The organism is Pseudoxanthomonas sp. PXM02, from assembly GCF_014851805.1.
In the GTDB taxonomy this organism is placed as follows: domain Bacteria; phylum Pseudomonadota; class Gammaproteobacteria; order Xanthomonadales; family Xanthomonadaceae; genus Pseudoxanthomonas_A.
The window spans coordinates 224,532-240,345 of the sequence record NZ_JACVAK010000004.1 but is presented as its reverse complement, the minus strand read 5'-3'; the positions used below and the strand labels follow the sequence as shown (position 1 = coordinate 240,345).

Annotated in this window: 14 protein-coding genes; 2 read left to right on the top strand and 12 right to left on the bottom strand. The window is 66.1% G+C overall.

Features of this window, described 5'->3' with window-relative positions:
- Nucleotides 1-13 precede the first annotated feature (13 nt).
- The 9 genes from atpG to IB225_RS18150 all read right to left on the bottom strand — a co-directional run bounded on the left by atpG (nt 14) and on the right by IB225_RS18150 (nt 9,583).
- Nucleotides 14-877 carry a F0F1 ATP synthase subunit gamma gene (gene atpG / locus IB225_RS18190; protein ID WP_192313578.1) on the bottom strand — a complete coding sequence of 288 codons (864 nt, stop codon included), beginning with the start codon at nt 875-877 and terminating at the stop codon, nt 14-16.
- 77 nt (nt 878-954) lie between these two features.
- Nucleotides 955-2,502: a F0F1 ATP synthase subunit alpha gene (gene atpA, locus IB225_RS18185; protein ID WP_192313575.1), complete on the bottom strand. Its 1,548-nt coding sequence runs from the start codon at nt 2,500-2,502 to the stop codon at nt 955-957.
- Between the two features lie 46 nt (nt 2,503-2,548).
- Entirely contained in the window at nt 2,549-3,076 is a 528-nt protein-coding gene (locus tag IB225_RS18180) for a F0F1 ATP synthase subunit delta (RefSeq protein ID WP_192313572.1), read from the bottom strand.
- A 17-nt stretch (nt 3,077-3,093) separates the two neighbouring features.
- On the bottom strand, nt 3,094-3,564 hold the full coding sequence (locus IB225_RS18175) for a F0F1 ATP synthase subunit B (protein WP_192313569.1): 471 nt from the start codon (nt 3,562-3,564) through the stop codon (nt 3,094-3,096).
- Nucleotides 3,565-3,670: 106 nt separating this feature from the next.
- Entirely contained in the window at nt 3,671-3,970 is a 300-nt protein-coding gene (gene atpE, locus IB225_RS18170; RefSeq protein WP_055939490.1) for a F0F1 ATP synthase subunit C, read from the bottom strand.
- Between the two features lie 66 nt (nt 3,971-4,036).
- Nucleotides 4,037-4,834, bottom strand: coding sequence for a F0F1 ATP synthase subunit A (atpB, locus tag IB225_RS18165; protein ID WP_192313566.1), 798 nt, complete (start codon nt 4,832-4,834; stop codon nt 4,037-4,039).
- Between the two features lie 28 nt (nt 4,835-4,862).
- On the bottom strand, nt 4,863-5,234 hold the full coding sequence (locus tag IB225_RS20670; RefSeq protein WP_192313563.1) for a hypothetical protein: 372 nt from the start codon (nt 5,232-5,234) through the stop codon (nt 4,863-4,865).
- Nucleotides 5,235-5,536: 302 nt separating this feature from the next.
- Nucleotides 5,537-7,126 (bottom strand): sulfotransferase, encoded by a 1,590-nt coding sequence (locus IB225_RS18155; RefSeq protein WP_225584031.1) that lies wholly within the window; start codon nt 7,124-7,126, stop codon nt 5,537-5,539.
- Nucleotides 7,127-7,159: 33 nt separating this feature from the next.
- On the bottom strand, nt 7,160-9,583 hold the full coding sequence (locus IB225_RS18150; protein WP_192313556.1) for a TonB-dependent receptor: 2,424 nt from the start codon (nt 9,581-9,583) through the stop codon (nt 7,160-7,162).
- Between the two features lie 544 nt (nt 9,584-10,127).
- On the opposite strand from IB225_RS18150, the gene IB225_RS18145 reads away from it, so the two are divergent.
- Entirely contained in the window at nt 10,128-11,069 is a 942-nt protein-coding gene (locus tag IB225_RS18145; RefSeq protein ID WP_192313553.1) for a hypothetical protein, read from the top strand.
- Between the two features lie 107 nt (nt 11,070-11,176).
- Nucleotides 11,177-11,380, top strand: a complete 204-nt coding sequence (locus IB225_RS20575; protein ID WP_192273739.1) for a DUF2061 domain-containing protein — start codon at nt 11,177-11,179, stop codon at nt 11,378-11,380.
- A 36-nt stretch (nt 11,381-11,416) separates the two neighbouring features.
- On the opposite strand, the gene IB225_RS18135 is transcribed toward IB225_RS20575, so the two are convergent.
- From IB225_RS18135 to IB225_RS18125, 3 genes are read right to left on the bottom strand one after another with little or no spacing between them, the layout of a single operon-like run.
- Nucleotides 11,417-12,025, bottom strand: a complete 609-nt coding sequence (locus IB225_RS18135; RefSeq protein WP_192313550.1) for a hypothetical protein — start codon at nt 12,023-12,025, stop codon at nt 11,417-11,419.
- Entirely contained in the window at nt 12,022-14,166 is a 2,145-nt protein-coding gene (gene lpdA, locus IB225_RS18130; protein WP_192313547.1) for a dihydrolipoyl dehydrogenase, read from the bottom strand. The genes IB225_RS18135 and lpdA overlap by 4 nt, the downstream gene beginning before the upstream one ends.
- Before the next feature lie 13 nt (nt 14,167-14,179).
- Entirely contained in the window at nt 14,180-15,610 is a 1,431-nt protein-coding gene (locus tag IB225_RS18125; RefSeq protein WP_192313544.1) for a dihydrolipoyllysine-residue acetyltransferase, read from the bottom strand.
- Nucleotides 15,611-15,814: the final 204 nt, after the last annotated feature.

Below are 15,814 nucleotides of genomic sequence, written 5' to 3'. Positions count from 1 at the left end.
GTGACTACGCGCGTCAGACTGCCGCCGCGCCGCCGACGATTTCGGAAATTTCCTGGGTGATCGCCGCCTGGCGGGCCTTGTTGTAGACCAGCTGCAGGGTACCGATGAGCTTGTTGGCGTTGTCGCTGGCGGCCTTCATGGCCACCATGCGCGCCGCGTGTTCAGAAGCGATGTTTTCCAGCACGGCCTGGTACACCAGCGATTCGATGTAGCGCGTGATCACGTGGTCGAGCACGGTCTCGGCATCGGGTTCGTAGATGTAGTCCCAGTCGTGGTGCGCGACCTGCGTCTCCGACGCCGGCAGCGGCAGCAGCTGGTCGAACGCGGCGCGCTGGGTCATCGTGTTGACGAAGTCGTTGTAGACGACGAACACGCGATCCAGCTTGCCTTCGGTATAGGCGTCCAGCATCACCTTGATCACGCCGATCAGCTGGTCCAGCTTGGGCGCATCGCCCAGGTGGGACACGCTGGCCAGCATGTTGACCTTCACGCGACGGAAGTACACCGAGGCCTTCTGGCCGATGGTGACCACGTCGACCTCGACGCCCTTCTCGTTCCACTGGCGGATCTCGCCCAGCATCTTGCGGAACAGGTTGTTGTTCAGGCCGCCGGCCAGGCCGCGGTCGGACGACACGATGATGAAGCCGACGCGCTTGACGTCCTTGCGCTCCACCATGAAGGGATGCTGGTAATCGGTATTGGCCTGGGCCAGGTGACCGATCACCTGCTTCATCGCGCGCGCGTACGGGCGCGAAGTCTTCATGCGGTCCTGGGCCTTGCGGATCTTGGAGGCCGAGACCATCTCGAGCGCGCGCGTCACCTTGCGGGTGTTCTGCACGCTCTTGATCTTGGTTTTGATTTCGCGTCCGCCTGCCATCTCTTCTTCCCGTAGAGCGGAGCTCTGCTCCGCTTTAGTGTCCGATCAGCGGAGCAAGCTCCGCTCTACACGTCGTATTACCAGGTACCGGTCTGCTTGAACTCGGCGATGCCCTTCTTGAAGGTGCCTTCGATCTCGTCGTTCCAGTTGCCGGTGTTGTTGACCGCGTCGACCAGCGCACCCTGGGTGTTGGTGAAGTGCGCGTGCAGCGCGTCTTCGAACGCCAGGATCTTGTTGACCGGCACGTCATCCAGGTAACCCTCGTTGACGGCGTAGATGGACAGCGCCTGCAGGGCGATGGACATCGGCGCGTACTGCTTCTGCTTCATCAGCTCGGTGACGCGCTGGCCGCGCTCCAGCTGCTTGCGGGTGGCTTCGTCCAGGTCGGAGGCGAACTGCGCGAACGCAGCCAGCTCACGGTACTGGGCGAGCGAGATGCGGATGCCGCCCGACAGCTTCTTGATGATCTTGGTCTGGGCCGCACCACCGACGCGCGACACCGAGATACCGGCGTTCACGGCCGGGCGGATGCCGGCGTTGAACAGGTCGGTTTCCAGGAAGATCTGGCCGTCGGTGATCGAGATCACGTTGGTCGGCACGAACGCGGACACGTCGCCGGCCTGCGTTTCGATGATCGGCAGCGCCGTCAGCGAACCGGTCTTGCCGGTGACCTTGCCTTCGGTGAACTTCTCCACGTACTCCTCGGACACGCGGGCGGCGCGCTCGAGCAGGCGGGAGTGCAGGTAGAACACGTCGCCCGGGTAGGCTTCGCGGCCCGGCGGACGCTTCAGCAGCAGCGAGATCTGGCGGTAGGCCACGGCCTGCTTGGACAGATCGTCGTACACGATCAGGGCGTCCTGGCCGCGGTCCATGAAGTACTCACCCATGGTGCAGCCGGAGTAGGCGCTGATGTACTGCATCGCGGCCGACTCGGAGGCGGTGGCGGCGACGACCACGGTGTGGGCCAGCGCGCCGTTCTCTTCCAGCTTGCGCACGATGTTGGCCACGGTCGAGGCCTTCTGGCCGATCGCGACGTACACGCACTTGATGCCGGTGCCCTTCTGGTTGATCACGGCGTCGATCGCCATCGCGGTCTTGCCGGTCTGGCGGTCGCCGATGATCAGCTCGCGCTGGCCACGGCCGATCGGGATCATGGCGTCGACCGACTTGTAACCGGTCTGCACGGGCTGGTCGACCGACTTGCGCCAGATCACGCCCGGGGCCACGCGCTCCACCGGCGCGGTCAGTGAGGTGCCCAGCGGGCCCTTGCCGTCGATCGGCTCGCCCAGCGCGTTCACCACGCGGCCGAGCATTTCCGGACCGACCGGCACTTCCAGGATGCGGCCGGTGGTCTTGGCCACGTCGCCTTCGCGCAGGTGCTCGTAGTCGCCCAGGACCACGGCGCCCACCGAATCGCGCTCCAGGTTCAGCGCCAGTGCGTAGGTGCTGTTGGGCAGCTCGATCATTTCGCCCTGCATCACGTCGGCCAGGCCGAAGATGCGCACGATGCCGTCCGACACGGAGGTGACCGTGCCTTCATTGCGCGACTCCGCGGCCAGCTTGACCTTCTCGATACGGGTCTTGATCAGGTCGCTGATTTCAGAGGGGTTGAGCGTGGTAGCCATGGGTAAGTCCTGTGTGCCGGCTTGCGCGCGGCGGTTCAATGGGAATTCAGTGCGTCAGCGCCGACTGCAGGCGCGCCAGCTTGCCCTTCAGCGAGCCGTCGATCACCACGCTGCCGGCATCGATCACGGCGCCGCCGATCAGCGATGCGTCGACCGACGTCTCGACCTCGATCTCGCGGCCGAAGCGCTTCTTCAGCGCCACCTTGATCTGGTCGAGTTCGGCCGACGGCAGCGCCGTCGCCGAGGTGACCTTGGCCTTCACGATGTGCTCGGCCTCGGCCCGCAGTTCCTCGAACAGGCCGGCGATCTCCGGCAGCTGCGCCAGGCGGCGCGCATCGGCGAGCACGGCGAGGAATCGCGAGAACGACTCGCTCGCGCCTTCCGGCGCCAGCAGCGTCACCGCTTCGGCGGGCAGCAGGCGCGGGTTGGGCAGCAGCGCGGCCACGCGCGGGTCCGCCGCGGCATGCGCGGCGAAACCCAGCGCCTGCGACCAGGCAGCGAGAGCACCTTCGCCGTGCGCGGTCGCGAAAGCGGCGCGGGCGTAGGGACGGGCGACGGTAAGGGCCTGGCTCATCGATCAGATCGTCCGGATCAGATTTCGGCAGCGAGTTCGTCGAGCAGCGCCTTGTGGGCGTTGGCGTCGATCTCGCGCTTCAGCAGCTTCTCGGCACCACTGACGGCCAGCGCGGACACCTGCTTGCGCAGGTCTTCGCGGGCACGCGTGGCGGCGGCGTCGATCTCGGCTTCGGCCAGCGCCTTCTGGCGGTTGGCTTCGGCGATCGCTTCGTTCTTGGCCGCGTCGACGATCTGGTTGGCGCGCGCGTGGGCCTGGTCGATGATCTCGTTGGCCTTGACGCGGGCTTCCTTCAACGCCTCGTTGACTTGGTCCTCGGCCTGCTCCAGATCGCGCTTGGCGCGGTCTGCAGCAGCGAGGCCGTCAGCGATCTTCTGCTGGCGTTCTTCGATGGCAGCCAGCAGCGGCGGCCAGATTTTGGTCGCAATGATCCAGATCAGACCGGCGAAGGCCAGCGCCTGGGCGAACAGAGTGAGATTGATATTCATCGTAAACCTGCCGGTGATGAAGGGCCCGCGCAAATCGCGCCGGCCCAGCTACGCCTGGTGACTGACCGCGGGCGGAAGCCCTACGGTCAGGCGTGCACGCGACGGATCAGCCCGCCAGCTTGGCCAGCTGCTCGGTGAAGATCGTGATGAACGGGCTGGCGAAGGCGAACAGCAGGCCGACGGCGACCGAGATGATGAACGCGGCGTCGATCAGGCCGGCGGTGATGAACATGCGCACCTGCAGGACCGGGATCAGTTCCGGCTGGCGGGCAGCCGATTCCAGGAACTTGCCGGCCATGATGGCCAGACCCAGGCCGGCGCCCAGCGCGGCCAGACCGATCATGATGCCGATGGCGAGGGCGGTCGAAGCCTGGACCTGGGCGAGGTTGGTGAGGATGCTTTCCATGGTGATCTCCGGAACTTAAGTGCTTGAAAGGTGGATGGTACGAAGCGAAACGGTGAAGCGGAAACGTTAGTGGCTGTCTTCCGACAAGCTGAGGTAGACGATCGACAGCATCATGAAGATGAAGGCCTGCAGCGGGATGACCAGCAGGTGGAACAGCATCCAGCCGAGGCCGAACGCCGCGCCGCCGAGCATGCCCACGATGCCCGCGCCGCCCAGCACCCAGATCAGCAGGAAGACGATCTCGCCGCCGAACATGTTGCCGAACAGTCGCATCGCCAGCGAAATGGGCTTGCTGACCCATTCGACGATGTTGAGGATCAGGTTGAACGGCATCATCCACTTGCCGAACGGCGCCGTCAGGAATTCGTGTGCGAAACCGCCCAGGCCCTTCGAGCGGAAGGCGAAGACCAGCATCAGGAAGAACACGCTGATCGACATGCCGAGGGTGGCGTTGACGTCGGCGGTGGGAACCGGCTTCCAGTAGTGCACGCCCATCAGTTCGAGCGGCTTGGCGATGAAGTCTGCCGGGATCATCTTCAGCAGGTTCATCATCAGGATCCAGAAGAAGATGGTGATCGCGATGGGCGTCACCAGCTTGCTGGTCCCGTGGTAGGTGTCGCGGGCCTGCTTGTCGACGAACTCGAGCATGATCTCGACGAACGCCTGCCACTTGCCCGGCACGCCGGCGGTGGCCTTGCGCGTGGCCAGCCAGAAGGCGAACACGATGACCAGGCCCATCAGCACGGCGGTCACGAAGGTGTCGACGTTGATCGTCCAGAACGGACCCTCACCGCCCACCTGGGCCGTGAGGTTCTTCAGGTGGTGCTGGATGTAGCTGGTGGGAGTCAGAGCTTCGCCCGCCATGAGTCGGAAACCTTTCGTCTAGATTGGGTTATCGCTGCTTGCCGGCCACGACCAGCACCTGTGCCACCAGTCCGGTGATCACGCCCGCCAGCAATGGCAGCGGGGGCAGCTTGTACAGCCCCGCGCCTATCACCAGCACGCCAATCACCACGACCCACTTCACCACCATCCCCGCGACCAGCCTCAACATCGCCGAGACGGCCCCGAGGACACCGCCACCGAACGCCATCCAGGCCGCCAGCAGCGCACCAGCCACGATCGCCAGCCCTCCGACAGCCGCTGCGACCGCCTGGGGCACGCCCCGGAGCAGGAACAGCAGCGCGACCAGCAGTACCGCCCCCGTCTGCCAGACAGCGGCGCGCAACACTAGCCGCCGGCCCGTAGCGACGGAATTCAGCACACGAAAGCCCTACGGAATTGGCGGGTAAGAGGCAGTAAAGCGCCTCGGCCGAGCCGCAAAAGTATAGCAGCGGGACAATTTCCGGGACAACCGCCAAAGGTCGAAAGACGGTCCGCGGGCACGATCTGCCCGCAGCCCTTGTGCCCGCTGCGTGTAACCGTTTCCCTATTCAGAATTTTCCCGGAAATTCTTCGGAACTTTGACGGAAACCGCCTGTCAGTCCCTGCAAGGCCTGCTGCTCAACTTCCTCGTCCGATGCTCCGCCACAGGCCTTCCACGAAGCCCCGGCTGCCCCCGGGGCTTCACTTTTCCAGGCTGCCGCCGGTCTCCACGCCCCCCGCCTCCAGCAGCCGGCGCAGGTCGGACAACTGGGGCGCATAGTGCCTCCAGCGCCCCAAGGCCGAGCGGTACAGCGGCTGGCGCACCTGGACCGCGCTGGCCGTCGCCACCGGTTGCGGGTTCTGGTGGAAGTCCAGGCAGGCGTCGTCCCAGGGCAACCCGCAGAACGCGAGCAGCCGGCGGGCGGCGATCTCCGGCTCGCTGACGATGTCCTCATACGCCACCTCCAGCAGCCTCTCCGGCAGGATCTCACGCCAGTGCGCGACGAGCCGATCGAAATGGAGGTAGTAGCGGCCGGTGTCCAGCAGATCGTTGGCGTAGTCGAAGTACGGGGTGTTGAGCGCGAACAACTGGCGGAAGTTGGACAGGCAGCTGTCCAGTGGATGGCGCCGCAGGCAAACGATCCGTGCACGCGGCAGTGCACGCGCGATGTACGCGGCGTAGAGGAAGTTGTGCGGCAGCTTGTCGATGAAATGCGCCGTCCCGCCCGTATCCGGTCGGGTGCTGGCCACGTAGTCGGCCCCCAGCTTCCGCCAGTCCAGCGCCGACGCGCGACGGATCGTGTCCGGGTCCAGCAGGTGGCGCGTGGCGCTGCCACTGGCGCGCTTCAGCAGCACGCCGAAGTTCTGCAGCTCGCCCGCCGCATGTACCTGCGGATGCGATGACAGGATGCGTTCGACGAGCGTCGTGCCGGTGCGCGGCAGTCCGACCACGAACAACGGCTCGCGACTGTCATGCCCCTCGTCCGACGGAATCGGCACCGGGAAGGCCTCTCTCAATGCGTCGAACAGCGCCGCGTCGCGCTCCGGCCGGTAGTCCAGCACGCCGCGCCGCGCATGCTTGCCCGCCTGCAGGTGCGAGAAGGCGTGCGCATGGTCGCCCAGATCTTCGTATTCCTTGAACAGTGCGTGATGGACATGCAGCTGTGCATCCGCGTCGCCGCCGGTCTCCGCCAGCACCGCATGCAGTCGCTGCAGGTGGTTGGACTCCGGCGTCTGGCGGCGGAGGCGGGAAAGCGAGGAGTGGGCGCGCCAGTGAAGGGGATCCTGCGCCAGACAGGCTTCGTACTCCTGCTCGGCGGCGTCGAACTCTCCGCAGAAGGTCAGCGACGACGCCAGGTTGTATCGATACGCGGCGTGCGTCGGCATAACCGAGACGGCATGACGGAACAACGCGACCGCGCGCACGTGCGCATTGGCACGACTGTAGACGACGCCCAGCGCATCCAGCGTGCGCGCATCCCGGGGGGCCAGAGCCAACGCCCGGTCCGCCGCAACGACCGCCTCCGCAGGGCGTTGCAGCAACGACAGTGCGCGCGCGTGCTGCGCCCACGCGTCCGCGTGGCCGGGAGCGAGTTCTGTCACGCGCTGGAGCTGGGCGGCCGCGGCCTGCGCCCGCTGTCGCTCCAGCAATGCCACCCCCAGCGCGAAACGCACCGGCACATCGTCCGGACGGGCCTGCAACCAGGCCATGGCCAGCCGCTCCATCGCCCCCCAGTCGCGGCGGCGCCACGCATCGGCCAGCGCCGCCGGCAGCGCCGGGGCATCGCTCATGCGCATGCCCCGGCCGTCACGCGACGCGTGTCGTCAGAAGCGATATGTGAAATCCACGCCGACGCGGCGGGGCTCCAGCACCGCCTTGTAGTAGCTGCGCAGCGCGAAGGAGTAGTCGGCCACGCCATCGCCATCCGGATCGCCGTCGATCGAGCGGATGAAGGCCGGCGTGCTGCGGATACCGGTCGCGGCGTACTTGTCGAACAGGTTGCGCACATACAGGCGGACGTCCCACTTGTCGCCGAACAGCGTCCACGCCACGTTGTGCGTGCTGTAGCCCGGCAGGATTTCGCCATTGTTGCGCAGCCCGACCCGTGAATAGACATCGCCCTGGGCGTGGACGCTGTAATCCATGCTCCAGGCCCAGCCGTTGGCAAGTGGCCGGTAATAGTTCAACGAGAGGTTCGCCTGCTGCTCCGGAGAACCGGGCAGGCGATCGCCGTCGAGCGCATCCTGGCCGCCCACGATGCCGATGGCATCCTGCGTCAGTTCCGCCTGGTTGTACGAGTAGCTGAAGTTCGCGCGCAACCCTTCCAGCAGCCGCGCAGCCACACTCAGTTCCACACCCCGGCTTTCCGCCGTGCCGCCGTTGACGGTGATCGGCAGGTTGCCGTTGACCGTCGTGCCGGCGACCTGGATGTCTTCCCAGTCGATGTAGTACAGCGCGCCATTGACGACCAGCCGACCATCCAGCCAGCTGCTCTTGATCCCGATTTCATGGTTGCGCGTCTTGTCCGGCTGGATCAGCAGTTCGTTGGGCAAGGCGCAGACGTTCTGCTCGGGCGGCAGCGGATCGGGGCAGGAAGGAATGACGTTCGATCCGCCCGGCCGGTAGCCCTCGCTGACGGTGAAGTAGCCCAGCAACCTGTCGTTGAACTGGTAGGCGGTGTTGAACTTGAAGATGGAGTCCTTGTCCGAAACACGCACCGCTTCCAGCGCCGGCACGATTTCGGTCGGGCCGCGCTCACCCAGCGCCGTGTAAAGCAGCGGCAGGTCGAAGCCCGAGGTGGCATCGACCTTGTAGTCGAAGCGTCGTGCACCGACGGTGACGCTCCACTTGTCGGTGATGTCGTAGTCCAGCTCACCGAACAGCGCGCGCTCTTCGAAGCGCGTGTCCGCCAGCGAGTAGTACTCGATCTCGTCGGGGCGATCCACGCCCCAATAGGCCGGCAGGCCTGGCGTGTACTCGATGCTGGTGCCGTAGGTGTCCGCGCGGTTGTAGAACGCGCCGACGATCCAGTTCCACGGACCTTCCGTGTTGGACACCAGGCGGAGCTCCTGGTTGTAGCGCTTCTGCTCGGTCTCCTCGTGGGTGAACGCGGAGAACGTCGGGAAATCCTCGTAACCGTATTCGAAGTTGAGGAGCAGATCGGTCTGGTCGCGCTGACCGTCGTCGGTGTATTCCGAATAGCCGGTGGCCGAGGTCAGCGTCGCGAAGCCAAGATCAGCATTCAGCTCCAGGCTCAGCAGATGGTTCTCGCGATCGTTCGGTTCGAGGTAGCGCTGCGCGGAGACATAGCGTCCGGTGCCGAACGCCTCGCGATGATTGATCGTGCGTCCGCCGGCTTCCTGCTTCTGGTAGTAGTACGACAGGTCCGCCGTGACCGACGGCGTGAATTCGTAGCGGAAGCCCAGCCGGCTGGTCAGCACGTCGGTGTAGTTGGCGTCCTTGACGTAGCGCAGGTTGGCCGCGACGTCGGCAGGATCGGAGGGGTCCGGCTGCGGGTTGGAGACGCCGCCTTCCCGCACCACGTAACCGTAGTCGATGAAACCCGGATCCTCCACGTAGGCCACGGCCGCGCGGAACGCGCCCTTCTCGCCGACCGGCAGGTTGACGGTGAAGCGCGCCTCGCTGCCGACGTCATCCGACTTGCTCATGACATTCAGGCCACCACCGACGACGAACGAGGTCTCGCCCAGCACCGGACGGGCCGGCAGGTAGCGGATGGCGCCGCCCAGCGTGCCCGCACCGTACAGCGTGCCCTGCGGACCGAGCAGGGCTTCCACACGATCGATGTCGATCAGGCGGAAATCCATGAACAGCGGGATGTCGCCGATGTACTGCGCCACCACGCCACCGCCATCGATGTTGCCGTCATAACCGGCGAGACTGTCGACGTTGAGGCCACGCACCACCAGCTTGTTGGCGTCGCGTCCGCCCTGGTCCACCAGGAACAGGCCCGGCACGGTCCGGACCAGGTCGGCGAGATCCTTCAGTCCCTGCTGTTCGATATCGGTCCCGGTGACCGCCGTGATGTTGATCGGCACCTCCTGCACGCTTTCCTCGCGCCGCGTGGCGGTCACCGTGACCGTGTCCAGATCCGTGGCAGAGCGCGCCGCACCCTCGGGCGCTTCCTGCGCCAGTGCAGGCAGCGCGATGGTCGCCAGCAACAGGTGGGTCGCCAATGCGAGTGGCGTACGACGGAACGGCTGGGCGTTGCGGGGGCGTTTCTTCATGCAGCACTCCGGGAAAGGGTCGAGGTGGTGCTCGCACGCGACGCATGCGGCACATCGTCTGAAGCAGGAGCCAGGACATGGGCGCACGCATCATCGGCATGGTCTGGCGACCATGTGCTGCGTGGGGCATGGCGGTGCAGGAGGCAGTGCGATCGCACGACGGCTTTTCCGGGCACACGACGACGGCGCGCATGCAGCGCGCCATGTCCTGTAAAGCCTCCCGATCAACGGAATATCACCGCGCGCGCAGCATCGTCAACGATCCCGCATGCTCATCGCGCAACTTTGTTTCCGCTGCACATCGCAGGTGCACCGATGCACTTTGTTGGGGCGATTTCGCGAGGCTTGGGCGCATCCATGCGACGGCGGGCGCGGCCATCTCACCGCACACGATGGCCGCTGCACCCCATGTTCAAGCCACCGCCGTAACCTCTCTTCGTGTCGGCGCAAGCAGGCGTACGCAGGCGCGGGCCGTTCATTCAATTCACCCTATGACGACCCTTCGATGGCGAGGGTAGAGGCTCTCCCCCTGCATGGAACGCCCATGAAACGGCCTCGCCCCCATCGCACGCACGTGCTCGCGTCCGCTCTCGCCTGCCTTCCGCTGTCGTGCTTCTCAATGACCGCATCGGCACAGGACTTCGCCGAAGACGCGCGCTTCGAGCTCCGGCTGTCGGCCTTCAATCCGGAGGCCAACATCCGATTCGACGGCACGGGGGTCGCCACCGACGGCGAACAGTCGGAAGACCTCGCCGCGTCGGGCGGCATCGATGCCGATGGCCGCTGGCGTCCGCGCGGCGAACTCGCCTTCAACATGACCCCGCGCCAGTCGCTGCGCCTGAACTACTACGACTACCGGCGCGACCAGTCGTGGAATTTCGACGGTGACTGGATCGACCCCGGGAACATCTTCGACGAGGTCGAGGTTCCGGGCGAGCCGGTCGAAGTCCCCGCCATCGACGTGGACGGCCGCATCAGCTTCGAACTGGCCAGCCTGAACTACGACTTCGCCGTCATCGATACGCCCCGCTTCCAGTGGGGCCTGGGCGCGGGCATCACCCATGCGACACTCGAAGCGCGCGGGACAGGCACGAGCACGGGCACCGGCGAGGTGGAGCCCCAATGGGAGACGTTCCACTGGAAGCGCGACGGCACCTCGCCCAACCTGCATACCCGATTGAGCTGGTCGCCCACGCCGCGGCTCCGCCTTGAGGCACAGGCCCAATATCTGGATACCCGCTGGGGCGATTTCATCGACGAGCGCGGCCATTTCGAGCGCGGCGGCCTGCTGGTCGAGTATCTGGTCACCGAGCGCCTCGGCATTCACGTGGGCTATGACTGGTTCCGCCTGAAGCTCAGCGACGATTACCGCGGCTCGTTCGAGGCGCCCGCCGAGTCCGGCGTCGGCACCGTCGATGTCACCGGCAAGATGACGGGCGAGTTCAAGGTCCACGGCCCCATGGCCGGCGTGACCTTCCGGTTCTGAGCGGCGCTCATTGATAGCCATTGGCTATGGAATCGAGCAGATCGTTTCATTGGACGGCCGGCGCGGGGCGCCCATACTTGAGACCAGTTCTCATCTGGAGCCCCACCGTGAACAAGACCCTCAGCTTCGCGATCCTGCATTTCGCGGTGGCCTTCACTCTGGGCTACCTGTTCACCGGCAGCCTGCTGGTGGGCGGCGCGCTGGCGCTGATCGAGCCGGCCACCAATACAGTGGTGTTCCACTTCCATGAAAAGGTGTGGAAGCGGATCGAGGCACGGCGCGCGGCGAAAGCGATGCCATTGCCCGCATGAGGCGCACAACGAAAGAGAAAGAGTAGAGAATCCGGCCTACGGATTGCCCAGCGCCCTGTCCAACGCCTCGGACTGACGTCTGCGCTCGATGCATGTCGCATCGTCGGAAGGTGGCCCCGAATCCAAGTCGCAGGGATGCATGGGGCGGCCTGAGGCGACGTTTTCGCGTAGGCCTGCCAACAGCAGGTGATCGAAGCCCAGGTACGCCCCCAGATTTACGATCCGCGACTCGCACGCCGACGGTTTAAGCACCGTGCCCGGCTGATCCCAGAACAGCAGCAGGAAATCTCCCGGCGCAACGCCCCTCGTGCACCCGGTTGCCAATTCGTATTCCAACCGGGGGATCCCGGTCAGCGCCTTGCCCTTGATCTGCTCCACCAGCACGTAACGAGCGACGGCTCCCCCGGTTTGATACGGGGTTCCGTACAGCCTGGCCGACGAGGGAGTGTCGCCAAGAAAATCCCGCAGCGCGGACTCGCGCACCAGCTCGACAGCAGAAACCCGGACCAAGGCGACGTAGGCGTTCCGCGCCGCCAGATCGTCAAGGTCGCGCGAGTCCACCGGGCCACAGGTACACGCCAGCGCAGCGGCGCTGGAGGCCAACAAGGCCCCCGCCAACCAGACGCGGGCCAGTAGGCGGATCACTTCTTCTTCGGGATGTACAGGTCGGTGATCGTGCCTTCGTAGACTTCGGCCGCCATCGCCACCGATTCGCTGAGCGTGGGGTGCGGGTGGATGGTTGCACCGATGTCGCCCGCTTCCGCGCCCATCTCGATCGCCAGCGCCAGTTCACTGATCAGGTCGCCCGCATGCACGCCGACGATGCCGGCGCCGATGATGCGGTGGGTGTGCTCGTCGAAGATCAGCTTGGTCGAACCCTCGCCGCGGCCGATGCCGACCGCACGCGCGGACGCGACCCACGGGAACTTGCCCACGCCGATCTTCAGGCCCTTGGCCTTGGCTTCGGTCTCGGTCACGCCGACCCACGCGATTTCCGGATCGGTGTAGGCCACCGACGGGATCACCCGCGCGACCCACTCCTTCTTCTCGCCGGCCGCCACTTCCGCCGCCAGCTTGCCCTCGTGCGTCGCCTTGTGCGCCAGCATCGGCTGGCCGACCAGGTCGCCGATGGCGAAGATGTGCGGCACGTTGGTGCGCATCTGCGCATCGACGGGCACGAAGCCACGATCGGTGACGGTAACGCCGGCCTTGTCGGCATCCAGCTTGCCGCCGTTCGGCGAACGGCCGACCGCAACCAGCACGCGATCCCACGTGCCCGATTCGAGTTCCGGCTTCTGGCCTTCGGTGGCGCTTTCGAAGCCGACGGTGATGCCCTTCTTCGACGCTTCGACCTTGGCGGCCTTGGTCTTCAGGTGCACGGCCACGCCCTGCTTCTTCAAACGGTCGGCCAGCGGCTTCACCAGGTCCTTGTCGGCGCCCGGCATCAGCTGGTCCATGAATTCGACCACGGTGACTTCGGCACCCAGTGCGCGGTACACCGTCGCCATCTCCAGGCCGATGATGCCGCCACCGACGACGAGCAGCTTCTTCGGCACGTCGGCCAGCTGCAGCGCGTCGGTGGAATCCATCACGCGCGGGTCGTCCCACGGGAAGTTCGGCAGCTTCACCGCCTGCGAACCGGCGGCGATGATGCACTGCTCGAAGCGCAGCAGCTGCGTCTTGCCGTCGCTGCCCACGATCTCCAGCTCGTTCGGCGAGACGAACTTCGCCACGCCGGTGATCGTACGCACCTTGCGCTGCTTGGCCATGCCGGCCAGGCCCTTGGTGAACTGGCCGACGACCTTGTCCTGCTTGAAGCCGCGCAGCTTGTCGATGTCGATCTTCGGCTTGCCGAAGCTGATGCCGATGTCTTCGGAGTGCGAGGCTTCCTCGATCAGTGCCGCTGCGTGCAGCAGCGCCTTCGACGGAATGCAGCCGACATTGAGGCAGACGCCGCCGAGCGCTTCATAACGTTCGATCAGCACGGTATCCAGGCCAAGGTCGGCGGCGCGGAACGCGGCGGTGTAGCCGCCCGGGCCGGAACCGATCACGACGATGCGGCATTCGATGTCGGCCGGCTTGCCGGTGCCCAGCGCCGGCTTCGGCGCCGAGGTCGTCGGTGCGGCGGGTGCTGCCGGGGACGGTGCCACCGGCGCGGCCTTGGCCGGCGCCGCAGCGGCGCCCTCGCCTTCCAGGATCGCGACCAGGCTGCCCTCGGCCAGTTCGTCGCCGAGCTTGACCTTGATTTCCTTCACCACGCCGGCGGCCGGCGACGGGACTTCCATCGTCGCCTTGTCCGATTCCAGCGTGACCAGGCCTTGGTCCTTCTTCACCGTGTCGCCCACGGCGACCAGGATCTCGATGACCGGCACACCGTCGTAGTCGCCGATATCGGGGACCTTGGCTTCGATCAAACCACCGCCACCGGCAGCTGCCGGTGCGGCCGCCGGCGCCGCGACGACAGGTGCGGGTGCAGCGGCGGGCGTCGGTGCAGGCGCGGCGGGGGCTGCAGGCACAGCCGGGGCCGGCGTGGACGCGGCAGCACCTTCGGCTTCCAGCACGGCCACCACACTGCCTTCGGACAGGGTGTCGCCCAGCTTGACCTTGATTTCCTTCACCACACCGGCGGCCGAGGACGGCACTTCCAGCGTGGCCTTGTCGGACTCCAGCGTCACCAGGCCCTGGTCCTTCTTCACCGTGTCGCCGACGGCGACCAGGATTTCGATGACCGGCACATCGCTGTAATCGCCGATGTCGGGGACTTTGACTTCGATCGTGTTCGCCATGGTCTCGGTCTCCTTACAGCAGCACGCGGCGCATGTCGCCGAGCAACTGGGCGAGATAGGCGGTGAAGCGCGCGGCGGCAGCGCCGTCGATCACGCGGTGGTCGTAGCTCAGCGACAGCGGCAGCATCAGGCGCGGCTGGAACTGCTTGCCGTCCCACACCGGCTGGATCGACGACTTGGACACGCCGAGGATGGCGACTTCCGGCGCATTGACGATGGGCGTGAACGCCACGCCGCCGATGCCGCCCAGCGAGGAGATCGAGAAGCAGCCGCCCGACATCTCGGCCGGGCCCAACTTGCCTTCGCGCGCCTTCTTCGCCAGCTCGCCGCTTTCCTGCGCGATCTCGTTGACGCCCTTCTTGTCGACGTCGCGGATCACCGGCACGACCAGGCCGTTCGGCGTGTCGGCGGCGAAGCCGACATGGAAATACTTCTTCAGCGTGAGGTTCTCGCCGCTGGCATCCAGCGAGGCGTTGAAGTCGGGGAACTTCTTCAGCGCCGAGACGCTGGCCTTCATCAGGAAGGCGAGCATGGTCAGCTTGATGCCGGCCTTCTCGTTTTCCTTGTTCAGCGCCACGCGCAGCGCTTCCAGGTCGGTGATGTCGGCGTGGTCGTGCTGGGTGACGTGCGGGATCATCGCCCAGTTGCGCGCCAGGTTGGCGCCGGAAATCTTCTTGATGCGCGACAGCTGGACGACTTCGGTCTCGCCGAACTTGCTGAAGTCCACCTTCGGCCACGGCAGCAGGTTGAGCCCGCCACCCGCGGCGACCGGCGCGCCTGCGGCTGCCGGCGCGGCCACGCCGCCCGCCAGCGCGCCCTTGACGTACTTCTGCACGTCTTCCTTGCTGATGCGGCCACCGCGCTCGGTGCCTTTCACCTGGTTGAGGTCCACGCCCAGCTCGCGCGCGAACAGGCGCACTGCAGGGCTGGCGTAGGCGACCTTCTCCGGCAGCACGCGGTCGGCCTTGAACTCGACCGGCGGGGTGCGCGGCGGCGACGCTTCGGGATCGATGCCCGGCTTGTCGTCCAACACGCGCGACGCGGCGGGCGCGACCGCCGGTGCGGCGCGCTCCTGCGCGATCTCGCGCTGAGCGATCTTGTCCGGCGTCGGCGAGACGGCGACCGGCTCGACCTTCGCGCCGGTCTCGGCGGCGGCCGTCGGGGCCGGTGCGGCGGCGGCCGGCTTGGCCTCGGCAGCGCCTTTACTGACTTCGATCAGCGCGACGACGGCGCCCTCGGCCAGTTCGTCGCCGAGCTTGACCTTGATCTCCTTCACCACGCCGGAGAACGCGGACGGCACTTCCATCGTCGCCTTGTCCGATTCCAGCGTCACCAGGCCCTGGTCCTTCTTCACCGTGTCGCCCACGGCCACCAGGATTTCGATCACCGGTACGCCGTCGTAGTCACCGATATCGGGGACTTTGGCTTCCTTGATGTCGGACATGGCGTTACTCCGGTGGGGGCGTGAAGAGGGGAACCCCTATTGTGGCCGGCACGACGCGATGCGCCAACCATTCATTGGTGTTATTTGCTGTCCATGGCGGGACATTGCGGGCCGCCGGTGCCGCGTCACGGCGGCATCACGCGCTGCGCCGCACGCAGTGGTATCGCTTTGGTCGGACCCCAGTGCGCCACGATACGCTGCCGC